The 14,425-nt window shown below is 65.7% G+C and carries 13 protein-coding genes; 9 read left to right on the forward strand and 4 right to left on the reverse strand.

The features are described from left to right. The first annotated feature begins 213 nt into the window (after positions 1 to 213). The 3 genes from galU to ACFOLC_RS00015 all read left to right on the forward strand — a co-directional run bounded on the left by galU (position 214) and on the right by ACFOLC_RS00015 (position 2,856). Positions 214 to 1,113, forward strand: coding sequence for a UTP--glucose-1-phosphate uridylyltransferase GalU (gene galU, locus ACFOLC_RS00005; protein WP_386757899.1), 900 nt, complete (start codon positions 214 to 216; stop codon positions 1,111 to 1,113). 103 nt (positions 1,114 to 1,216) lie between these two features. Then, entirely contained in the window at positions 1,217 to 2,515 is a 1,299-nt protein-coding gene (locus ACFOLC_RS00010) for an NAD(P)/FAD-dependent oxidoreductase (protein WP_386756621.1), read from the forward strand. Next, positions 2,515 to 2,856 carry a tRNA-binding protein gene (locus ACFOLC_RS00015; RefSeq protein ID WP_386756622.1) on the forward strand — a complete coding sequence of 114 codons (342 nt, stop codon included), beginning with the start codon at positions 2,515 to 2,517 and terminating at the stop codon, positions 2,854 to 2,856. The genes ACFOLC_RS00010 and ACFOLC_RS00015 overlap by 1 nt, the downstream gene beginning before the upstream one ends. A gap of 49 nt (positions 2,857 to 2,905) precedes the next feature. Here the strand turns inward: ACFOLC_RS00015 and ACFOLC_RS00020 are convergent, their stop codons facing one another. The 4 genes from ACFOLC_RS00020 to ACFOLC_RS00035 form a co-directional block, all read right to left on the reverse strand. Beyond that, positions 2,906 to 3,358, reverse strand: a complete 453-nt coding sequence (locus ACFOLC_RS00020; protein WP_386756623.1) for an outer membrane lipoprotein — start codon at positions 3,356 to 3,358, stop codon at positions 2,906 to 2,908. 214 nt (positions 3,359 to 3,572) lie between these two features. After that, complete coding sequence (locus ACFOLC_RS00025) at positions 3,573 to 4,784, reverse strand: acetyl-CoA C-acyltransferase (RefSeq protein WP_386756624.1); 1,212 nt, start codon at positions 4,782 to 4,784, stop codon at positions 3,573 to 3,575. A gap of 103 nt (positions 4,785 to 4,887) precedes the next feature. Beyond that, entirely contained in the window at positions 4,888 to 7,263 is a 2,376-nt protein-coding gene (locus ACFOLC_RS00030; protein WP_386756625.1) for a 3-hydroxyacyl-CoA dehydrogenase/enoyl-CoA hydratase family protein, read from the reverse strand. 44 nt (positions 7,264 to 7,307) lie between these two features. After that, a complete protein-coding gene (locus ACFOLC_RS00035; protein ID WP_386756626.1) occupies positions 7,308 to 7,928 on the reverse strand; it encodes a TetR/AcrR family transcriptional regulator in 621 nt (206 codons plus the stop codon). 208 nt (positions 7,929 to 8,136) lie between these two features. On the opposite strand from ACFOLC_RS00035, the gene ndk reads away from it, so the two are divergent. The 6 genes from ndk (at position 8,137) to der (ending at position 14,307) form a co-directional block, all read left to right on the forward strand. Beyond that, entirely contained in the window at positions 8,137 to 8,562 is a 426-nt protein-coding gene (ndk, locus tag ACFOLC_RS00040; RefSeq protein ID WP_386756627.1) for a nucleoside-diphosphate kinase, read from the forward strand. Between the two features lie 87 nt (positions 8,563 to 8,649). Continuing rightward, positions 8,650 to 9,840, forward strand: a complete 1,191-nt coding sequence (rlmN, locus tag ACFOLC_RS00045; RefSeq protein WP_386757901.1) for a 23S rRNA (adenine(2503)-C(2))-methyltransferase RlmN — start codon at positions 8,650 to 8,652, stop codon at positions 9,838 to 9,840. Positions 9,841 to 10,086: 246 nt separating this feature from the next. Further along, positions 10,087 to 10,896 (forward strand): helix-turn-helix domain-containing protein, encoded by an 810-nt coding sequence (locus ACFOLC_RS00050; RefSeq protein WP_386756628.1) that lies wholly within the window; start codon positions 10,087 to 10,089, stop codon positions 10,894 to 10,896. A gap of 106 nt (positions 10,897 to 11,002) precedes the next feature. After that, positions 11,003 to 11,632 (forward strand): YfgM family protein, encoded by a 630-nt coding sequence (locus ACFOLC_RS00055; protein ID WP_386756629.1) that lies wholly within the window; start codon positions 11,003 to 11,005, stop codon positions 11,630 to 11,632. After that, the gene (gene bamB / locus ACFOLC_RS00060; protein WP_386756631.1) at positions 11,632 to 12,831 is read left to right on the forward strand and encodes an outer membrane protein assembly factor BamB; all 1,200 of its coding nucleotides are present in this window, start codon (positions 11,632 to 11,634) and stop codon (positions 12,829 to 12,831) included. The genes ACFOLC_RS00055 and bamB overlap by 1 nt, the downstream gene beginning before the upstream one ends. A gap of 75 nt (positions 12,832 to 12,906) precedes the next feature. Continuing rightward, positions 12,907 to 14,307, forward strand: a complete 1,401-nt coding sequence (der, locus tag ACFOLC_RS00065; RefSeq protein WP_386756633.1) for a ribosome biogenesis GTPase Der — start codon at positions 12,907 to 12,909, stop codon at positions 14,305 to 14,307. Positions 14,308 to 14,425: the final 118 nt, after the last annotated feature.

Genomic DNA, 14,425 nt, shown 5'->3' on the forward strand with positions numbered 1-14,425 from the left:
AACCGGATCAACGGTGCGCCGATCTGAATGAAAGTCCGCTCGTGCCATCGCAGCCGGGGCGGATCGTGTTCAAGACGGGCGGTATTTCAGCAGCCTGCTAGGTCGCTTGCTTCGGATTGCCGTGCCCGAATTTCAGCCGATCGGTGCTCATCCCGATTACCAGGAATCGGCCACGGTGGTGGCGTTTCCCGCGCGCAATGCCAGGAAGGTTTGATGTCGGTCCGTATCCGCAAGGCAGTTTTTCCGGTGGCTGGTCTGGGCACCCGTTTTCTTCCAGCGACCAAGACCGTGCCGAAGGAAATGCTGCCGATCATTGATCGGCCGCTGATCCAGTACGCGGTTGACGAGGCGATCGAAGCCGGCTGCGACACACTGGTGTTCGTCACCAACCGCTACAAGCACGCGGTCGCTGACTACTTCGACAAGGCCTATGAGCTCGAGCATAAGCTTGAGCGCAGCGGCAAAACCGAGCAGCTCGAGCTGATCCGCAATGTCCTGCCGTCCGGCGTTCGTGCGGTGTTCGTGACCCAGGCCGAAGCCCTGGGCCTAGGCCATGCCGTGCTGTGTGCGAAGGCTGTGATCGGCGATGAACCCTTTGCGGTGCTGTTGCCCGACGACCTGATCTGGAACCGTGGCCCAGGCGCGCTCAAGCAGATGGCCGACGCCGCTCAGGCGTCAGGCGCAAGCATGATCGCGGTGCAGGACGTGCCACGCGAGCAGACCGGCAGCTACGGCATAGTCGCGACCGACGCATTCCACGCGCGGCAGGGCCGCATCCGCGCCATCGTCGAGAAGCCCAGGCCCGAGGCAGCGCCGAGCACGCTTGCGGTGGTGGGCCGTTATGTACTGAACCCACGCATCTTTTCGCTGCTCGAATCCACGCAGCCCGGTGCCGGCGGGGAAATCCAGCTGACCGATGCGATTGCCGCGCTCCTTTCCGAGGAAGCCGTCAATGCCTACCGTTTCCAGGGCACGCGTTTCGACTGCGGCACCCACATAGGCTTGATCGAAGCGACCATCCGTTATGCGCTCGATCACGAGAAGCTCAGCGATTCGGCCCGTCAGTTGATGCAGAATGCGCTGGCCGAGCTGGGCGTCGAAGAACTCGGCTGAAGATCGCGTCGCCTCTGCCGGCGTCGCCCACGTACGCAGACTGGCATGATGACGACCTGATTCGTCGTCGCTTCTTCCTATCCCGGTGGCGTGTCCGGCATCGATGGCAGGCCTGAGTTCCAATTACTACAGTGCCACTGTGCCGGATCACGCGGTCGGGCACGGCGCGCTGCAGGGCGCCTGCTCGACCGGGGTCTGCGTGATCGGTGGGGGCTTTGCCGGGCTCAATACGGCCCTTGGGCTCGCCGAACGTGGCTTGCGTGATGTCGTGGTGCTGGAATCCCATCGCGTCGGCTTCGGCGCTTCCGGCCGCAATGGCGGGTTCGTGTTCGGTGGTTTTTCACTCGGCGAAGCGAGCCTGCTGCAGCAGCTCGGGCCTGAGCGGGCTCGGGGCATGTATGCAGGCACCGTCGCTGCCGTCGAATTGATCCGCGCCCGCAGCCAGCGCTATGCCATCGATTGCGACCGGGTCGACGCCGGTGTCATCTGGGCGAACTGGTTCCGCGATGCGGGACTGCTGCACGCGCGCCAGCGCCTGCTGGACGAGCACTTCGCAGTCCGCTGGCAATGGCTATCCGAGGCTAATCTGCTGCAGCAAGTGCATAGCCGCCGCTACCATGGCGGTCTGTTCGAGCCCGATGCCTTCCACTTCCACCCACTCAAATACGCGCAGGGGATTGCCCAGGCTGCGATTGCCCAGGGCGTCACGGTCCATGAGCAGTCACCGGTCGCCGGTCTGCAACGGGTGGGGCAGGGTTGGCGGGTTTGCACGCCCACTGGCGTTGTCGAGGCCGAACAGGTGGTGCTGGCCTGTGGCGGTTACCTGGCTGGATTGCGGCGGCAGGTGGATGCGGCGGTGCTGCCGATTGCCACCTATGTGATGGTGAGCGAGCCGCTGGGAGCGCGCCTGGACGAGGTCATGACGACACGTGCCGCGGTCTACGACACCCGTTTCGCTTTCGACTACTACCGTCCGTTGCCGGACAGTCGCCTGCTATGGGGCGGTCGCATTTCGGTGCGGGATCGCGCGCCGGCGGCGGTCAGGCGATTGTTGTACCGGGACATGCTCAAGGTGTTCCCGCAGCTGGATGGGATTCGCATCGATCATGCCTGGTCCGGTTTGATGAGTTACGCACGGCACCAGATGCCGCAGATCAGCTGTATCGAGCCCGGCTTGTGGCTCGCCCAGGCCTTCGGCGGCCACGGCGTGGCGCCGACGACGTTCGCCGGCGAGTTGCTGGCGGACGCGATCACGCAAGGCAGTACGCGCTGGCGTGAGTTTGCCGACTATGGTCTGGTATCGGCTTTGAAGCCGGCCGGCTTTGCGGGTGCCCAACTGCGCTACTGGTGGGCCGAGTTCAAGGATGCATGGAAAGACCGGATGGAACGGACGAGGCAGTGATGAGCGAGCAGGGCACGATCACCTGGGGTGATTTCGAGAAGGTGTTGATCTGCGCAGGGACTGTGCAACGCGTGGAGGAATTCCCTGAGGCGCGCAAGCCGGCCTGGAAACTGTGGGTGGACTTCGGCCCCCATGGCATCAGGAAAACCAGTGCGCAGATCAAGCACCTTTATCCGGCCGACGCGCTGGTCGGTCGCCAGATAGTGGGCGTGATCAACTTCCCGCCCAAGCAGGTCGGACCGTTCGTGTCGGAGTTTCTGCTGACAGGCTTCCCGACCGAAGACGGCGTGGTCATCACCACCATCGAGCGGCCGGTGCCCGACGGAACCCGTCTGGCGTGACACGGCGACACAGGCCGAGGCGAACCTCGGCCTGTGAACGCGGGCGAAGTTATTGCGCTGTAACGCGGGCGTTTTCGCCGTTGCCCTGGACGTAGACTTTCTGCCCGACGCGCAGGCTGGAAGGCGCTTGCGTCACCGAAACCAGCACGCCGTTGCTCATGCGCACGATGATCTGCTGGCCTGGAAGCGGCTTGTCGTGCTTCTTCTGCACTTCGTTGCCGGCGACCGCACCGCCGATGGTGCCCAGCACCTGCGCGACATCGCGGCCGCTGCCACCACCGATCAGACTACCGACGCCCAGACCGATTGCGCCGCCGACGACGGCACCGACGCCGGTGTGGTGGTTACTGTTGATCTGCACATCGGTGATCTGTTCGATGACACCGGTGCGGATCTCGACTGTGCCGGCCATCGAGCCGGGGCTCGTCGTGGCGCATGCGGACAGCAATACAGTCAGGGCCAGAGCCAATAACGCCCGGAAAGAGGCAGCGCGCTCGAACATGGGATTCTCCTTGAGATGGGTCGAACAGGGTGTGGCGATACGCATTCCGTGCGCCGCTGCGTGCATCCCCAGGCGGCGAGCCACGATGCGGGTCCATCCTAGGCATGGGAAGGGCGATCTTCTTGTGAAGACCCGGTGGACAGACCATCCGGCGCCAACAAAAAACGGGCAGCCCTGGCTGCCCGTTTTCGTAATCGAACGATCCGCTGAGCGATCAGAGCGCTTCGAAGATGCCCGCCGCGCCCATGCCGGTGCCGATGCACATCGTCACCATGCCGTACTTGAGCTGGCGACGGCGCAGGCCGTGCACGATGGTGGCGGTGCGGATCGCACCGGTGGCGCCGAGCGGATGACCGAGCGCGATCGCGCCGCCGAGCGGATTGACTTTGGACGGGTCCAGGCCGGAATCCCGGATTACGGCCAACGCCTGCGCGGCGAACGCTTCGTTGAGTTCGATCCAGTCGAGCTGGTCCTTGCTCAGGCCGGCCTGCTTGAGCGCCTTCGGAATCGCCGCGATCGGGCCGATGCCCATCACTTCCGGGCGCACGCCGGCGACCGAGAAGCTGACGAAGCGGGCGAGCGGGGTCAGGCCGTAGTCCTTGATCGCCTGTTCGGAAGCCAGCAGCACCGCACCGGCGCCGTCGCTCATCTGCGAGCTGTTGCCGGCAGTGACGCTGCCGCCGAACTGGCCGTTGCGGAACACCGGCTTGAGCTTGGCCAGACCTTCGAGTGAAGAGTCCGGACGCGGGCCTTCGTCGATCTCGACCAGCGTCTTCTTCATGCGAATGGTGTTGCCACTGGCCAGGTCGGGGATGCGCGAGATCACTTCATACGGCGTGATCTCGGACTTGAACTCACCGGCCTGGATCGCGGCAATGGCCTTCTGGTGCGAGGCCAACGCGAAGGCGTCCTGGTCTTCGCGCGAGACCTTCCATTCCTCGGCGACCTTCTCGGCGGTGATGCCCATGCCGTAGGCAATGGCAACGTTCTCGTCCTTGGCGAACACCTGCGGGCTCAGAGCGACCTTGTTGCCCATCATCGGCACCATCGACATCGATTCGGTGCCGCCGGCCAACATCAGGTCGGCGTTGCCGAGGCGGATCTGGTCGGCCGCCAGTGCCACGGCCTGCAGGCCGGAGGAGCAGAAGCGGTTGATGGTCTGCGCAGCGACGGTATTCGGCAGGCCGGCCAGCAGCGCGCCGATACGCGCCACGTTCATGCCTTGCTCGCCCTCGGGCATGGCGCAACCGATGATGGCGTCGTCGATGCGGCCCAGGTCGATGCCCGGCGCCTGCGCGACCACGGAGCGCAGCACGTGGGCGAGCATCTCGTCGGGACGGGTATTGCGGAACACGCCGCGCGGGGCCTTGCCGACCGGGGTGCGGGTGGCGGCGACGATGTAGGCGTCCTGGATCTGCTTGGTCATTGTTCTTTCCAAAGCGTGATTGGTGATTGGTGATTTGTGATTCGTGGGAGCGGAGCTTCGCGACGGCGCTTTTCGCTGAGCCGAATCACGAATCACGGCCGGGTCAGTTCCGCAGCGGCTTGCCGGTCTTGAGCATGTGCGCGATGCGTTCCTGCGTCTTGGGCATCTGTGCCAGCGCGACGAAGTGTTCGCGTTCGAGCTTGAGCAGCCATTCCTCGTCGACCAGCGCACCGCGGTCGACTTCACCGCCGCAGATCACGGTGGCGATGCGGGTGGCGATCTCATAGTCGTGCTTGGAGATGAAATAACCTTCCAGCATGTTCACCAGCATCATCTTGAAGGTGGCGATGCCGACATCACCGGCGACCTGGATGCGGCGCGCCGGCAGGGGCGGACGGTAGCCGGATTCGGCCAGTGCGCGCGCCTGCTGCCTGGCGACATGCAGCAGCTCGAAGGAATTGAAGACAACCGTGTCGTTGTCGCGGGCGAGCTTGAGCTCACGCGCCTCGAAGGCCGAGGCCGAGACCTTGCCCATCGCCACGCTTTCGAACGCGGTCTTGAGCTGCGCGAACACGTCGCCGCCCGGGCCAGCGGCCTCGGACGCGCGCACCGCGAACTCCTTCAGGCCGCCACCGGCAGGCAGCAGGCCGACGCCCGCTTCGACCAGGCCGATGTAACTTTCCAGCGTGAACACGGCCTTAGCCGAGTGCATCTGGAACTCGCAGCCGCCGCCCAGTGCCAAGCCACGCACTGCGGCCACGACCGGCACCAGCGCGTACTTGATGCGCTGGCTGGTGGCCTGGAAGTTGGCGACCATCGCCTCGAAGCCCTTGACGTCGCCGGCCTGCAACAGGCCCAGTGCGCCGGCCAGGTCGGCACCCGCCGAGAACGGCTCCTTCGGCTGCCAGATCACCAGGCCCTTGAAGTCGCGTTCTGCAATGGCGATGGCTTCCTGCAGGCCGTTGAGCACGTGGTCGTTGACGGTGTGCAGTTTGGTCTTGAAGCTGACCACGGCGATGTCGTCGCCTTCGTCGACCCACAGGCGCACGCCGTCGTTCTCGTAGACGGTGCGGCCGTGCGAGAACTTCTCGCCCAGCAGCGGATCGGGGAAACGCTGGCGCGCATAGACCGGATTGCCCGAGCGCGCCACGTTGGCGTTGCGCGCCGGGCTGTAGCTGCCGTCGGCGAAATGCACGCCGTCGCGACCGTCGAACACCCAGTCCGGCAGCGGCGCACTGCTCATCGCCTTGCCGGCGACGATGTCCTCGGCGATCCAGTCGGCGACCTGCTTCCAGCCGGCGGCCTGCCAGGTCTCGAACGGCCCCAGCGACCAGCCGTAGCCCCAGCGCATGGCGAAATCGATGTCACGCGCGGTGTCGGCGATCGACTCCAGGTGGAATGCGCTGTAGTGGAAGGTATCGCGGAAGATCGCCCACAGGAACTGCGCCTGCGGATGCGCGCTGGCGCGCAGCGCGGCGAACTTCTTGGCCGGGTCCTTCTCCTTGAGCAGGCCGGCCACTTCCGGGTCGAGCTCACCGGCAGAGGCGCGGTAGTCCTGCGCCTTCAGGTCGAGTACCAGAATGTCCTTGCCGCGCTTGGTGTAGACGCCGGCGCCGCTTTTCTGGCCCAGTGCGCCCTTCTCGATCAGCGCCGCCAGCCACTTCGGTGATTTGAAGTACGCGTGCCACGGATCGTCGGGCAGCGTGTCGGCCATGGTCTTGATGACGTGCGCCATCGTGTCCAGGCCGACCACGTCCGCGGTGCGGAACGTCGCCGACTTCGGCCGGCCGATTGCCGGGCCGGTGAGCGCGTCGACGGTGTCGAAGCTCAGGCCGAACTGCTCGGTGTGGTGCATGCCGGCCAGCATCGAGAACACGCCGATGCGGTTGCCGATGAAGTTCGGGGTGTCCTTGGCGATGACCACACCCTTGCCCAAGGTGGTGGTCAGGAAGGTTTCCAGCGCCTCGAGCACATCGGCGTCGGTAGTCTTGGCCGGGATGAGCTCGGCCAGGTGCATGTAGCGCGGCGGGTTGAAGAAGTGCACGCCACAGAAGCGGTGGCGCAGCTGCTCGGGCAGCACTTCGGCCAGCTTGTTGATGCCCAGGCCCGAGGTGTTGCTGGCCAGCACGGTGTGCTCGGCCACGAACGGGGCGATCTTCTTGTACAGGTCCTGCTTCCAGTCCATCCGCTCGGCGATGGCCTCGATGATCAGGTCGCAGTCGCGCAGCTGCTCCAGGCCGGTCTCGTAGTTGGCCGCGGTGATGCGCTCGGCCAGGGTCTTGCTGGCGAGCGGGGCAGGGCTGAGCTTGCCCAGGTTGGCGATGGCCTTGGCGACGACGCCATTGGGGTCTCCTTCCTTCGCGGGCAGGTCGAACAGCACCGTGTCGACACCGGCATTGGTCAGGTGCGCAGCGATCTGCGCGCCCATCACGCCGGCACCGAGGACGGCGACACGGCGGACAAGAAGTTTCTTAGACATGTTATGCAAATCCTTGTTTTTACAAGAAGTAAGCTTTCAGGCGTTTAGCTCTTGAAACCGGCAGCGGCGAAGCGGATCAGCTCACGCGCGGCACGTTCACGATGCGCCGCCTCGGTGATACCGGCGGGACGCTTGATCAGACCGAAATCGGCCATGGCGTAGGTCAGCGCACCGGCCAGGAAGTCCAGGCGCCAATACAGCTCTTCCTTGCTCAGGCCCGGCATGCAACCGGCGATGGCCTTGGCAAAGTCGCGCAGGACATGGCCGTAATGGTCGGAGAGGAACTTGCGCAGGCGGTCGTTCTTCTCGGCATAGGCGCGGGCGACCACGCGCACGAAGGCACCACCGCCGTGGCGGTCCTGGGCCATGGCCAGGGCCGGTTGGACGAAGGCGGCCAGGATCGGCTCGAGTTCGCCGGGATGCTGTTCCACCGCGGATTTCAATGCCCCCAGGCGCTGGGCGCTCATCTCGTCCATGCGGCGGCGGAAGACCTCGTTGACGAGGTTTTCCTTGCTGCCGAAGTGATAGTTGACCGCGGCGATGTTGACGTCGGCGCGGCTGGTGACCTGGCGCAGCGAGGTGCCGGTGAAACCGAACTGGGCGAAAAGCTCCTCCGCGGCGCCGAGGATGCGGTCCTTGGTGGAGAAGTGGGTGGTGGTGGCCATGTCGGTCCTGAATCAAACGCTTGTTTGGATGCTAGTCCGGGCCGGCTGAACCGTCAACGGAATCTTCGGCGTGACCGTGCAAAAGCGCCTGCCAATCCGCTAGAATTACCGGAGCCTTGTTGGCTAAACCCGCGTCCCGACGCGGGTTTTTCTGTTATCCTCGGGCGCGAACCTCAGGTTCAGCGGCCCGCCTACCCGGAGAATTTCCATGGCGCTGGAGCGCACCCTGTCCATCATCAAGCCCGACGCCGTCGCCAAGAACGTCATCGGCGAGATCTATTCGCGTTTCGAAAAGTCCGGCCTCAAGGTCGCCGCGGCGCAGATGAAGCACCTGTCCAAGGCCGAGGCCGAAGGCTTCTATGCCGTGCACCGCGAGCGCCCGTTCTTCAGCGCGCTGGTCGAGTTCATGATCTCCGGCCCGGTGATGATCCAGGTGCTCGAGGGCGAGGGCGCGGTGCTCAAGAACCGTGACCTGATGGGTGCCACCAACCCGAAGGACGCCGCGCCGGGCACGATCCGCGCCGACTTCGCCGACAGCATCGACGCCAACGCAGTGCACGGTTCGGACAGCCTGGAGAACGCCGCGAACGAAGTCGCGTATTTCTTCCCGGCGACCAGCGTCTACGCCCGTTGATCGAGATACGTTGATAGTAGACAGGCCATGACCACGCAACGCGACAGCATCGAACTCACGCTCGCCGACGCAGGCACTGCCGCGGCGATGGAGTCGGCTGCGCCTGCCGCGGTCGTGGCCGGCAAGTCCGCGGTCGGCTCGGGCAGGACGAACCTGTTCGATCTCGACCGCGCTTCGCTCGAGCGTTTCTTCGAAGAGACGCTCGGCGAGAAGAAGTTCCGTGCGCACCAGGTGATGAAGTGGATCCATCATCGCTACGTCACCGACTTCAACGACATGACCGACCTGGGCAAGGCGCTGCGCGCCAAGCTCGAGCAGCACGCGCATGTGCACGTGCCGCAGGTCGTGTTCGACAAGGCATCCACCGACGGCACCCACAAGTGGCTGCTCGGCATGGACCCCAAGAACGCCATCGAAACGGTCTACATCCCCGACAAGGGGCGCGGCACGCTGTGCGTGTCCTCGCAGGTCGGCTGTGCACTCAACTGCACGTTCTGCTCGACTGCGACCCAGGGCTTCAACCGCAACCTGTCGACCGCCGAGATCATTGGCCAGGTCTGGGTGGCGGCACGGCACCTGGGCAATGTGCCGCACCAGCAGCGCAAGCTCACCAACGTGGTGATGATGGGCATGGGCGAGCCGCTGGCGAATTTCGACAACGTCGTGCGCGCGATGAGCATCATGCGCGACGACCTCGGTTACGGCCTGGCGAACAAGCGCGTGACCCTGTCGACGGCCGGCATGGTGCCGATGATCGACCGCCTGGCGGAGGAGAGCGACGTGTCGCTGGCCGTGTCGCTGCACGCGCCTTTTGACGAGCTGCGCAGCGAGCTGGTGCCGCTCAATAAAAAGTATCCGATCGAGCAGTTGATGGACGCCTGCGTGCGTTACGCACTGCGCAAGCGCGGCACCTCGGTCACCTTCGAATACACGCTGATGAAAGGCGTCAACGACCAGCCGCAGCACGCGCGGGAGCTGGCGCGGCTGATGCGCCAGTTCGACAACGCTGTGCAGATGAAGGACGCGGCCAAGGTCAACCTGATCCCGTTCAATCCGTTCCCTGGGACGCGTTTCGAGCGACCGGAGGAGGCGACGATCCGCTCCTTCCAGAAGCTGTTGAATGACTCGGGCCTGATCGCGCCGGTTCGCCGCACCCGCGGCGACGACATCGACGCCGCCTGCGGCCAGCTCAAGGGGCAGGTCATGGATCGCACCCGCCGCCAGGCCGACTTTCGTAAACAGTTGCAGGCGCAGGGGCTGGGTGATGCGGCGGCTTGACGCCACTGCCAGCTGCCTTCCCACGCGTGGGACCGCCAGCGGTTTCTCGAAGACTTCAGTGGGCGCCTGCGCGCTATCGGCCGTCCGTCACCGGCAACGGGCGCGGGCGGGTGCCCGTACGTTGTTGCTTGCGTCACAAATCCAGCAAAAACCCGGCGACACGGCAGTCTCCGCAAGATACGTTCAGCGCATGAGGGCGGAGTTCCCTGATGCGCAGGGCTCCGGGACAGGGGATGGCGGTAAGCGATGATGCAGTCGAACGAAGTCGCGCCTGACGGCGGCGTCAGCTGTGGCGCACGCCTGAAGCAAGCTCGGGAACAGGCAGGCCTGTCGCACGAGGACGTCTCGGCGCGGTTGAAAATGCCGGTGCGGGTGGTCCGTTCACTCGAATCCGGCGATCTGTCTCAGTCCGGGGCGCCCGTGTTTCTGCGCGGACAGTTGCGCAGCTATGCCCGGCTGCTCGGAATCGACCTCGAGGATCTGCTGAGCCAGACGCCGGTCGCCGCGGTCGCTCCCTCGGTACTGGTCAGCCACACCCACACGCCGCGCTACCGCCGCGTGCTTGAGCAGGCCACCAAGCGTGCGGTTTACATCGTGATGACCGCCGCGCTCGCTGTGCCGGTCTGGCTGGTGACCCGTCCGCACCAGAACAGCAACCTTGCGGTGCAATCGCTGGAAGTGCCGGCCACGGCCACGGCCGAGCCCGCAGCGGCCCAACCGCCATCGCCCCCAGCACAGCGCACACCGTTGATCGCATCGATCGCGTCGTTGCCGGCCAGCACGACCCAGCAAGCGGCGTTGTCGCTGACGCTCACTGGCGACAGCTGGGTCCAGGTGTATGCCGCCGACGGCCATACCATCGAGCAGGGCCTGCTCGGTGCCGGCCAGCAGCGTAACTACGCGGCCGGTGAGGTCACGCGCATGGTGCTCGGCAATTCCGCTGCCGTCGAAGTGCGGCAAGCCGGCAAGCCGGTCGATCTGGCACCGTTCAGCCGCGCGAACGTCGCGCGCTTTACGCTATCCTCTGACGGCTCCCTCGCGCCGGTCGCCGACTGACCCGCGACGCGGGTCATTCCTCGCCACTGGCCTGCACCGCGGGCCAGTGCTCAATCATTAGTGTTCCCGCCGTGCGGCGGGGGCGACACCGCATGGCAGCCTTCGAATGGCGATAGACGATCTTCTCGACGAGCACGAACAAAGCGAACGCGTCCTCCAGTGGCTACGCAACAACGGCGCCGGCCTGATCGGTGGCATCCTGCTCGGTCTGGCCGCGATCGGTGGCTGGAAGTGGTGGGAACACCGCGGTGAGCAGGAGCAGCGAGCCGTGGCGGAGCGATACCAGGCCGCGGTGGTGGCGATCCAGGCCAAGGACAAGCAGGCCGAGGCGAAAATCAAAGGGCTGGGCCAGGGCACGTACCGCACTCTGGGCGCGTTGGAACTCGTCCGCTCCCAGGTCGCTGCCGGCCAGCGTGATGCCGCGATCGCGACCCTGCGCAGTATCAAGACCGACGACGCGGCACTGGCCGAGGTCGTCAACCAGCGCCTGGCGCGGCTGTTGATCGATGCCAAGCAGCCCGATGCCGCGCTGAAGCTGGTGGTCAACGCGACCAGTCCGTCGGCAATCGAAGTCCGCGGCGATGCGCAGTACGCGCTTGGCCAGCGTGACCGCGCCCGTGAAGCCTATACCCAGGCTCTGGCCAAGCTCGATGTGGCCTCGCCGCAGCGTCGCCTGCTCGAACTCAAGCTCACCGAAGTCGGCGGTACGCCCGCCAAGCCCGAGGCCAAGTCCTGATGAAGCCCCGCTCGATGCTGCTCCGTTCTTCCCTTGTGCTGATGTGCGCGTTCGCGCTAGGCGGCTGCGCCACCGTCAAGGGCTGGTTCGGCGGCGACAAGAAGGATGACGGCAAGCCGAACGAACCTGCCGAACTGACCGAGATCGCGCCGTCGGTGACGGTGTCCAAGCTGTGGTCGGCGCAGGCCGGCAAGGGCGAAGGCCGTACGGGCGTGAGGCAGGGGCCGGTCATCGCCGACGGCCGCGTTTACGCTGCCGCCATCGAAGGCGGAGTCCACGCCTTCGATCTGCAGACCGGAAAATCGGTGTGGCAGTACAAGCCCGACAAGAAGGCCGAACTGCGTCTGTCCGGTGGTCCCGGCGTGGGCGAGGGCCTGGTCGTGATCGGCGGTCTCGACGGCGAGGTGATCGCGCTCGATGCCGCCAGCGGCGCCGAGAAGTGGCAGGCCAAGGTTGGCAACGAAGTCATCGCCGCTCCGGCGGTGGGCATGGGCATGGTGTTCGTGCGATCCAACGACGGCCGGGTCACGGCTTTGGACGCGACCAGTGGCGAGCGTCGCTGGTTCTGGGCGCATGAAGTGCCGATGCTGTCGGTGCGCGGCAACGATGCGCCGGTGCTCGGCCCCGGTTTCATCTTCGTTGGCAACGACGACGGTACGGTCAGCGCGCTGTCGGCCACCGACGGTCGCCCGCTGTGGGAACAGGCCGTCGCGCAGGCCGAAGGCCGCACCGAGCTCGACCGCATGGCCGATGTCGACGGCGCGCCAGTGCTGGAAGGCACCACGCTTTACGCCAGCAGCTTCAAGAAGCAGACCATCGCCATCGACGCCCCCAGTGGACGCCCGATGTGGTCGAGCAGCCACGGCGGCGCCGGTCGTATCGGCGTGGGCAGCGACCGCCTGGTCGTGTCCGACCCGGCGGGCACCGTGTACGGCCTCGACAAGGCCGGCGGCAGCGCGTTGTGGCAGCAGCCGGCACTGGCCCGTCGCAACCTGACGGCACCGGCCGTGCAGGGCGATTACGCGGTGGTCGGCGATTTCGACGGCTACCTGCATTGGCTCAAGCTCGACAATGGCGAGTTCGCCGCACGTGCCCGTGCCGGTGGCAAGGCGCTGCGCGCCGCGCCGGTCGTGGCCGATGGCATTCTCGTGGTGCAGAACGTCGAAGGCGAACTGACCGCGTTCCGTCTCGCACAGTAAACACGCCGGGATCTGCCCGGCCCAACCCCGGCCTTCCAAGGTCGGGGTCGTTTCTTTTCTATCGGGTAGGTTCCCATGTTGCCGTTAGTTGCCCTCGTTGGTCGCCCCAACGTCGGAAAATCCACGCTGTTCAACGCGCTCACGCGCAGCCGCGACGCCCTGGTCCATGACCAGCCCGGCGTCACGCGTGACCGCCACTACGGCGTGTGCCGCCCCGAAGGCCAGCGGTCGTTCGCCATCGTCGACACCGGCGGCATCGCCGGCGAGGACGAAGGTCTGGCCGGCGCCACCGCCAAGCAGGCCCGTGCCGCGGCCGAGGAGGCCGACCTCGTACTGTTCATCGTCGATGGCCGCGAAGGGGCCTCGGCGCTCGACGACGACATCCTGGCCTGGCTGCGCAAGACCGCCAGGCCGACCCTGCTGGTGGTCAACAAGACCGACGGCCTCGAGGTCCAGGCCGCGCTCAACGACTTTGCCCGCTACGGCTTCAACGACGTGGTCGCGGTGTCCTCGGCGCACCGCCAGGGCATCGACACGCTGATCGAGCAGGTGCTGAAGAAGCTGCCGGAAGAAGGCGCGGCGACCGAGCTGGACAGCGACCCTGCGCGCATCCGCGTGGCCTTCATCGGCCGCCCCAACGTGGGCAAATCGACGCTGGTGAACCGCCTGCTCGGTGAGGAGCGCATGATCGCCTCCGACGTGCCCGGCACCACGCGTGACTCGGTGGCCATCGACATGGAACGCGATGGCCGTTTGTACCGGCTGATCGACACCGCCGGCCTGCGACGCAAGTCGAAGGTCGACGAGGCGGTTGAGAAGTTCTCGATCATCAAGACGCTGCAGGCGATCGAGCAGTGCCAGGTCGCGGTGGTCATGCTCGATGCCGGCGAAGGCGTGACCGACCAGGACGCCAGCGTGCTCGGTTATGCGCTCGACGCCGGCCGTGCGCTGGTGGTTGCGGTGAACAAGTGGGACGGCCAGACCGACTACCAGCGCCAGCAGGCCGAGCAACTGCTCGCGCGCAAGCTCGGCTTCGTCGACTGGGCCGAGGCGGTGCGCATCAGCGCCAAGCACGGCTCCGGCCTGCGCGAGTTGTTCAAGGCGATCCACCGTGCGCATGCGTCGGCCACGCACGAGTTCAGTACCAGCGAGGTCACCAAGGCGCTCGAGATCGCCTACGAGACCAATCCGCCGCCGGTGGTGCGCGGGCACGTCGCCAAGCTGCGTTATGCGCACCCGGTGGCCAGCAACCCGCCCACCTTCGCCGTGCACGGCAACCGCCTGCGCACGCTCAGCGATACCTACAGGCGTTACCTCGAGAATTTCTTCCGCAAGCGCTTCAAGCTGGTCGGCACCCCGGTGCGCTTTGTTTTCAAGGAAGGCGCCAACCCGTACGAGGGCAAGAAGAACGTCCTGACGGACAAGCAGGTGGCCAAGAAGCGGCGTTTGATCCGGCACGTCAAGCGCGGCAAGTGAGGTTTGGCCCGCGCGAAGCGCGGCATTGCCGAAACGTCATCCCTGCCCACTGTTCGTCATTCCCGCGAAGGCGGGAATGCATGGATTTTGTGTTGCAAGGTACCCAGCGTCTCAGCCT

The sequence above is a fragment of the Lysobacter cavernae genome, from assembly GCF_042648505.1.
GTDB classification, from domain to species: Bacteria; Pseudomonadota; Gammaproteobacteria; order Xanthomonadales; family Xanthomonadaceae; genus Lysobacter_L; species Lysobacter_L cavernae.

Excerpts from the sequence above, each read along its gene's own strand:
- galU (WP_386757899.1), top strand. The coding sequence starts at position 214 with ATGTCGGTCCGTATCCGCAAGGCAGTTTTTCCGGTGGCTGGTCTGGGC.
- ACFOLC_RS00010 (WP_386756621.1), top strand. The coding sequence starts at position 1,217 with ATGGCAGGCCTGAGTTCCAATTACTACAGTGCCACTGTGCCGGATCAC.
- ACFOLC_RS00015 (WP_386756622.1), top strand. The coding sequence starts at position 2,515 with ATGAGCGAGCAGGGCACGATCACCTGGGGTGATTTCGAGAAGGTGTTG.
- ACFOLC_RS00020 (WP_386756623.1), bottom strand. The coding sequence starts at position 3,358 with ATGTTCGAGCGCGCTGCCTCTTTCCGGGCGTTATTGGCTCTGGCCCTG.
- ACFOLC_RS00025 (WP_386756624.1), bottom strand. The coding sequence starts at position 4,784 with ATGACCAAGCAGATCCAGGACGCCTACATCGTCGCCGCCACCCGCACC.
- ACFOLC_RS00030 (WP_386756625.1), bottom strand. The coding sequence starts at position 7,263 with ATGTCTAAGAAACTTCTTGTCCGCCGTGTCGCCGTCCTCGGTGCCGGC.
- ACFOLC_RS00035 (WP_386756626.1), bottom strand. The coding sequence starts at position 7,928 with ATGGCCACCACCACCCACTTCTCCACCAAGGACCGCATCCTCGGCGCC.
- ndk (WP_386756627.1), top strand. The coding sequence starts at position 8,137 with ATGGCGCTGGAGCGCACCCTGTCCATCATCAAGCCCGACGCCGTCGCC.
- rlmN (WP_386757901.1), top strand. The coding sequence starts at position 8,650 with ATGGAGTCGGCTGCGCCTGCCGCGGTCGTGGCCGGCAAGTCCGCGGTC.
- ACFOLC_RS00050 (WP_386756628.1), top strand. The coding sequence starts at position 10,087 with ATGATGCAGTCGAACGAAGTCGCGCCTGACGGCGGCGTCAGCTGTGGC.
- ACFOLC_RS00055 (WP_386756629.1), top strand. The coding sequence starts at position 11,003 with ATGGCGATAGACGATCTTCTCGACGAGCACGAACAAAGCGAACGCGTC.
- bamB (WP_386756631.1), top strand. The coding sequence starts at position 11,632 with ATGAAGCCCCGCTCGATGCTGCTCCGTTCTTCCCTTGTGCTGATGTGC.
- der (WP_386756633.1), top strand. The coding sequence starts at position 12,907 with ATGTTGCCGTTAGTTGCCCTCGTTGGTCGCCCCAACGTCGGAAAATCC.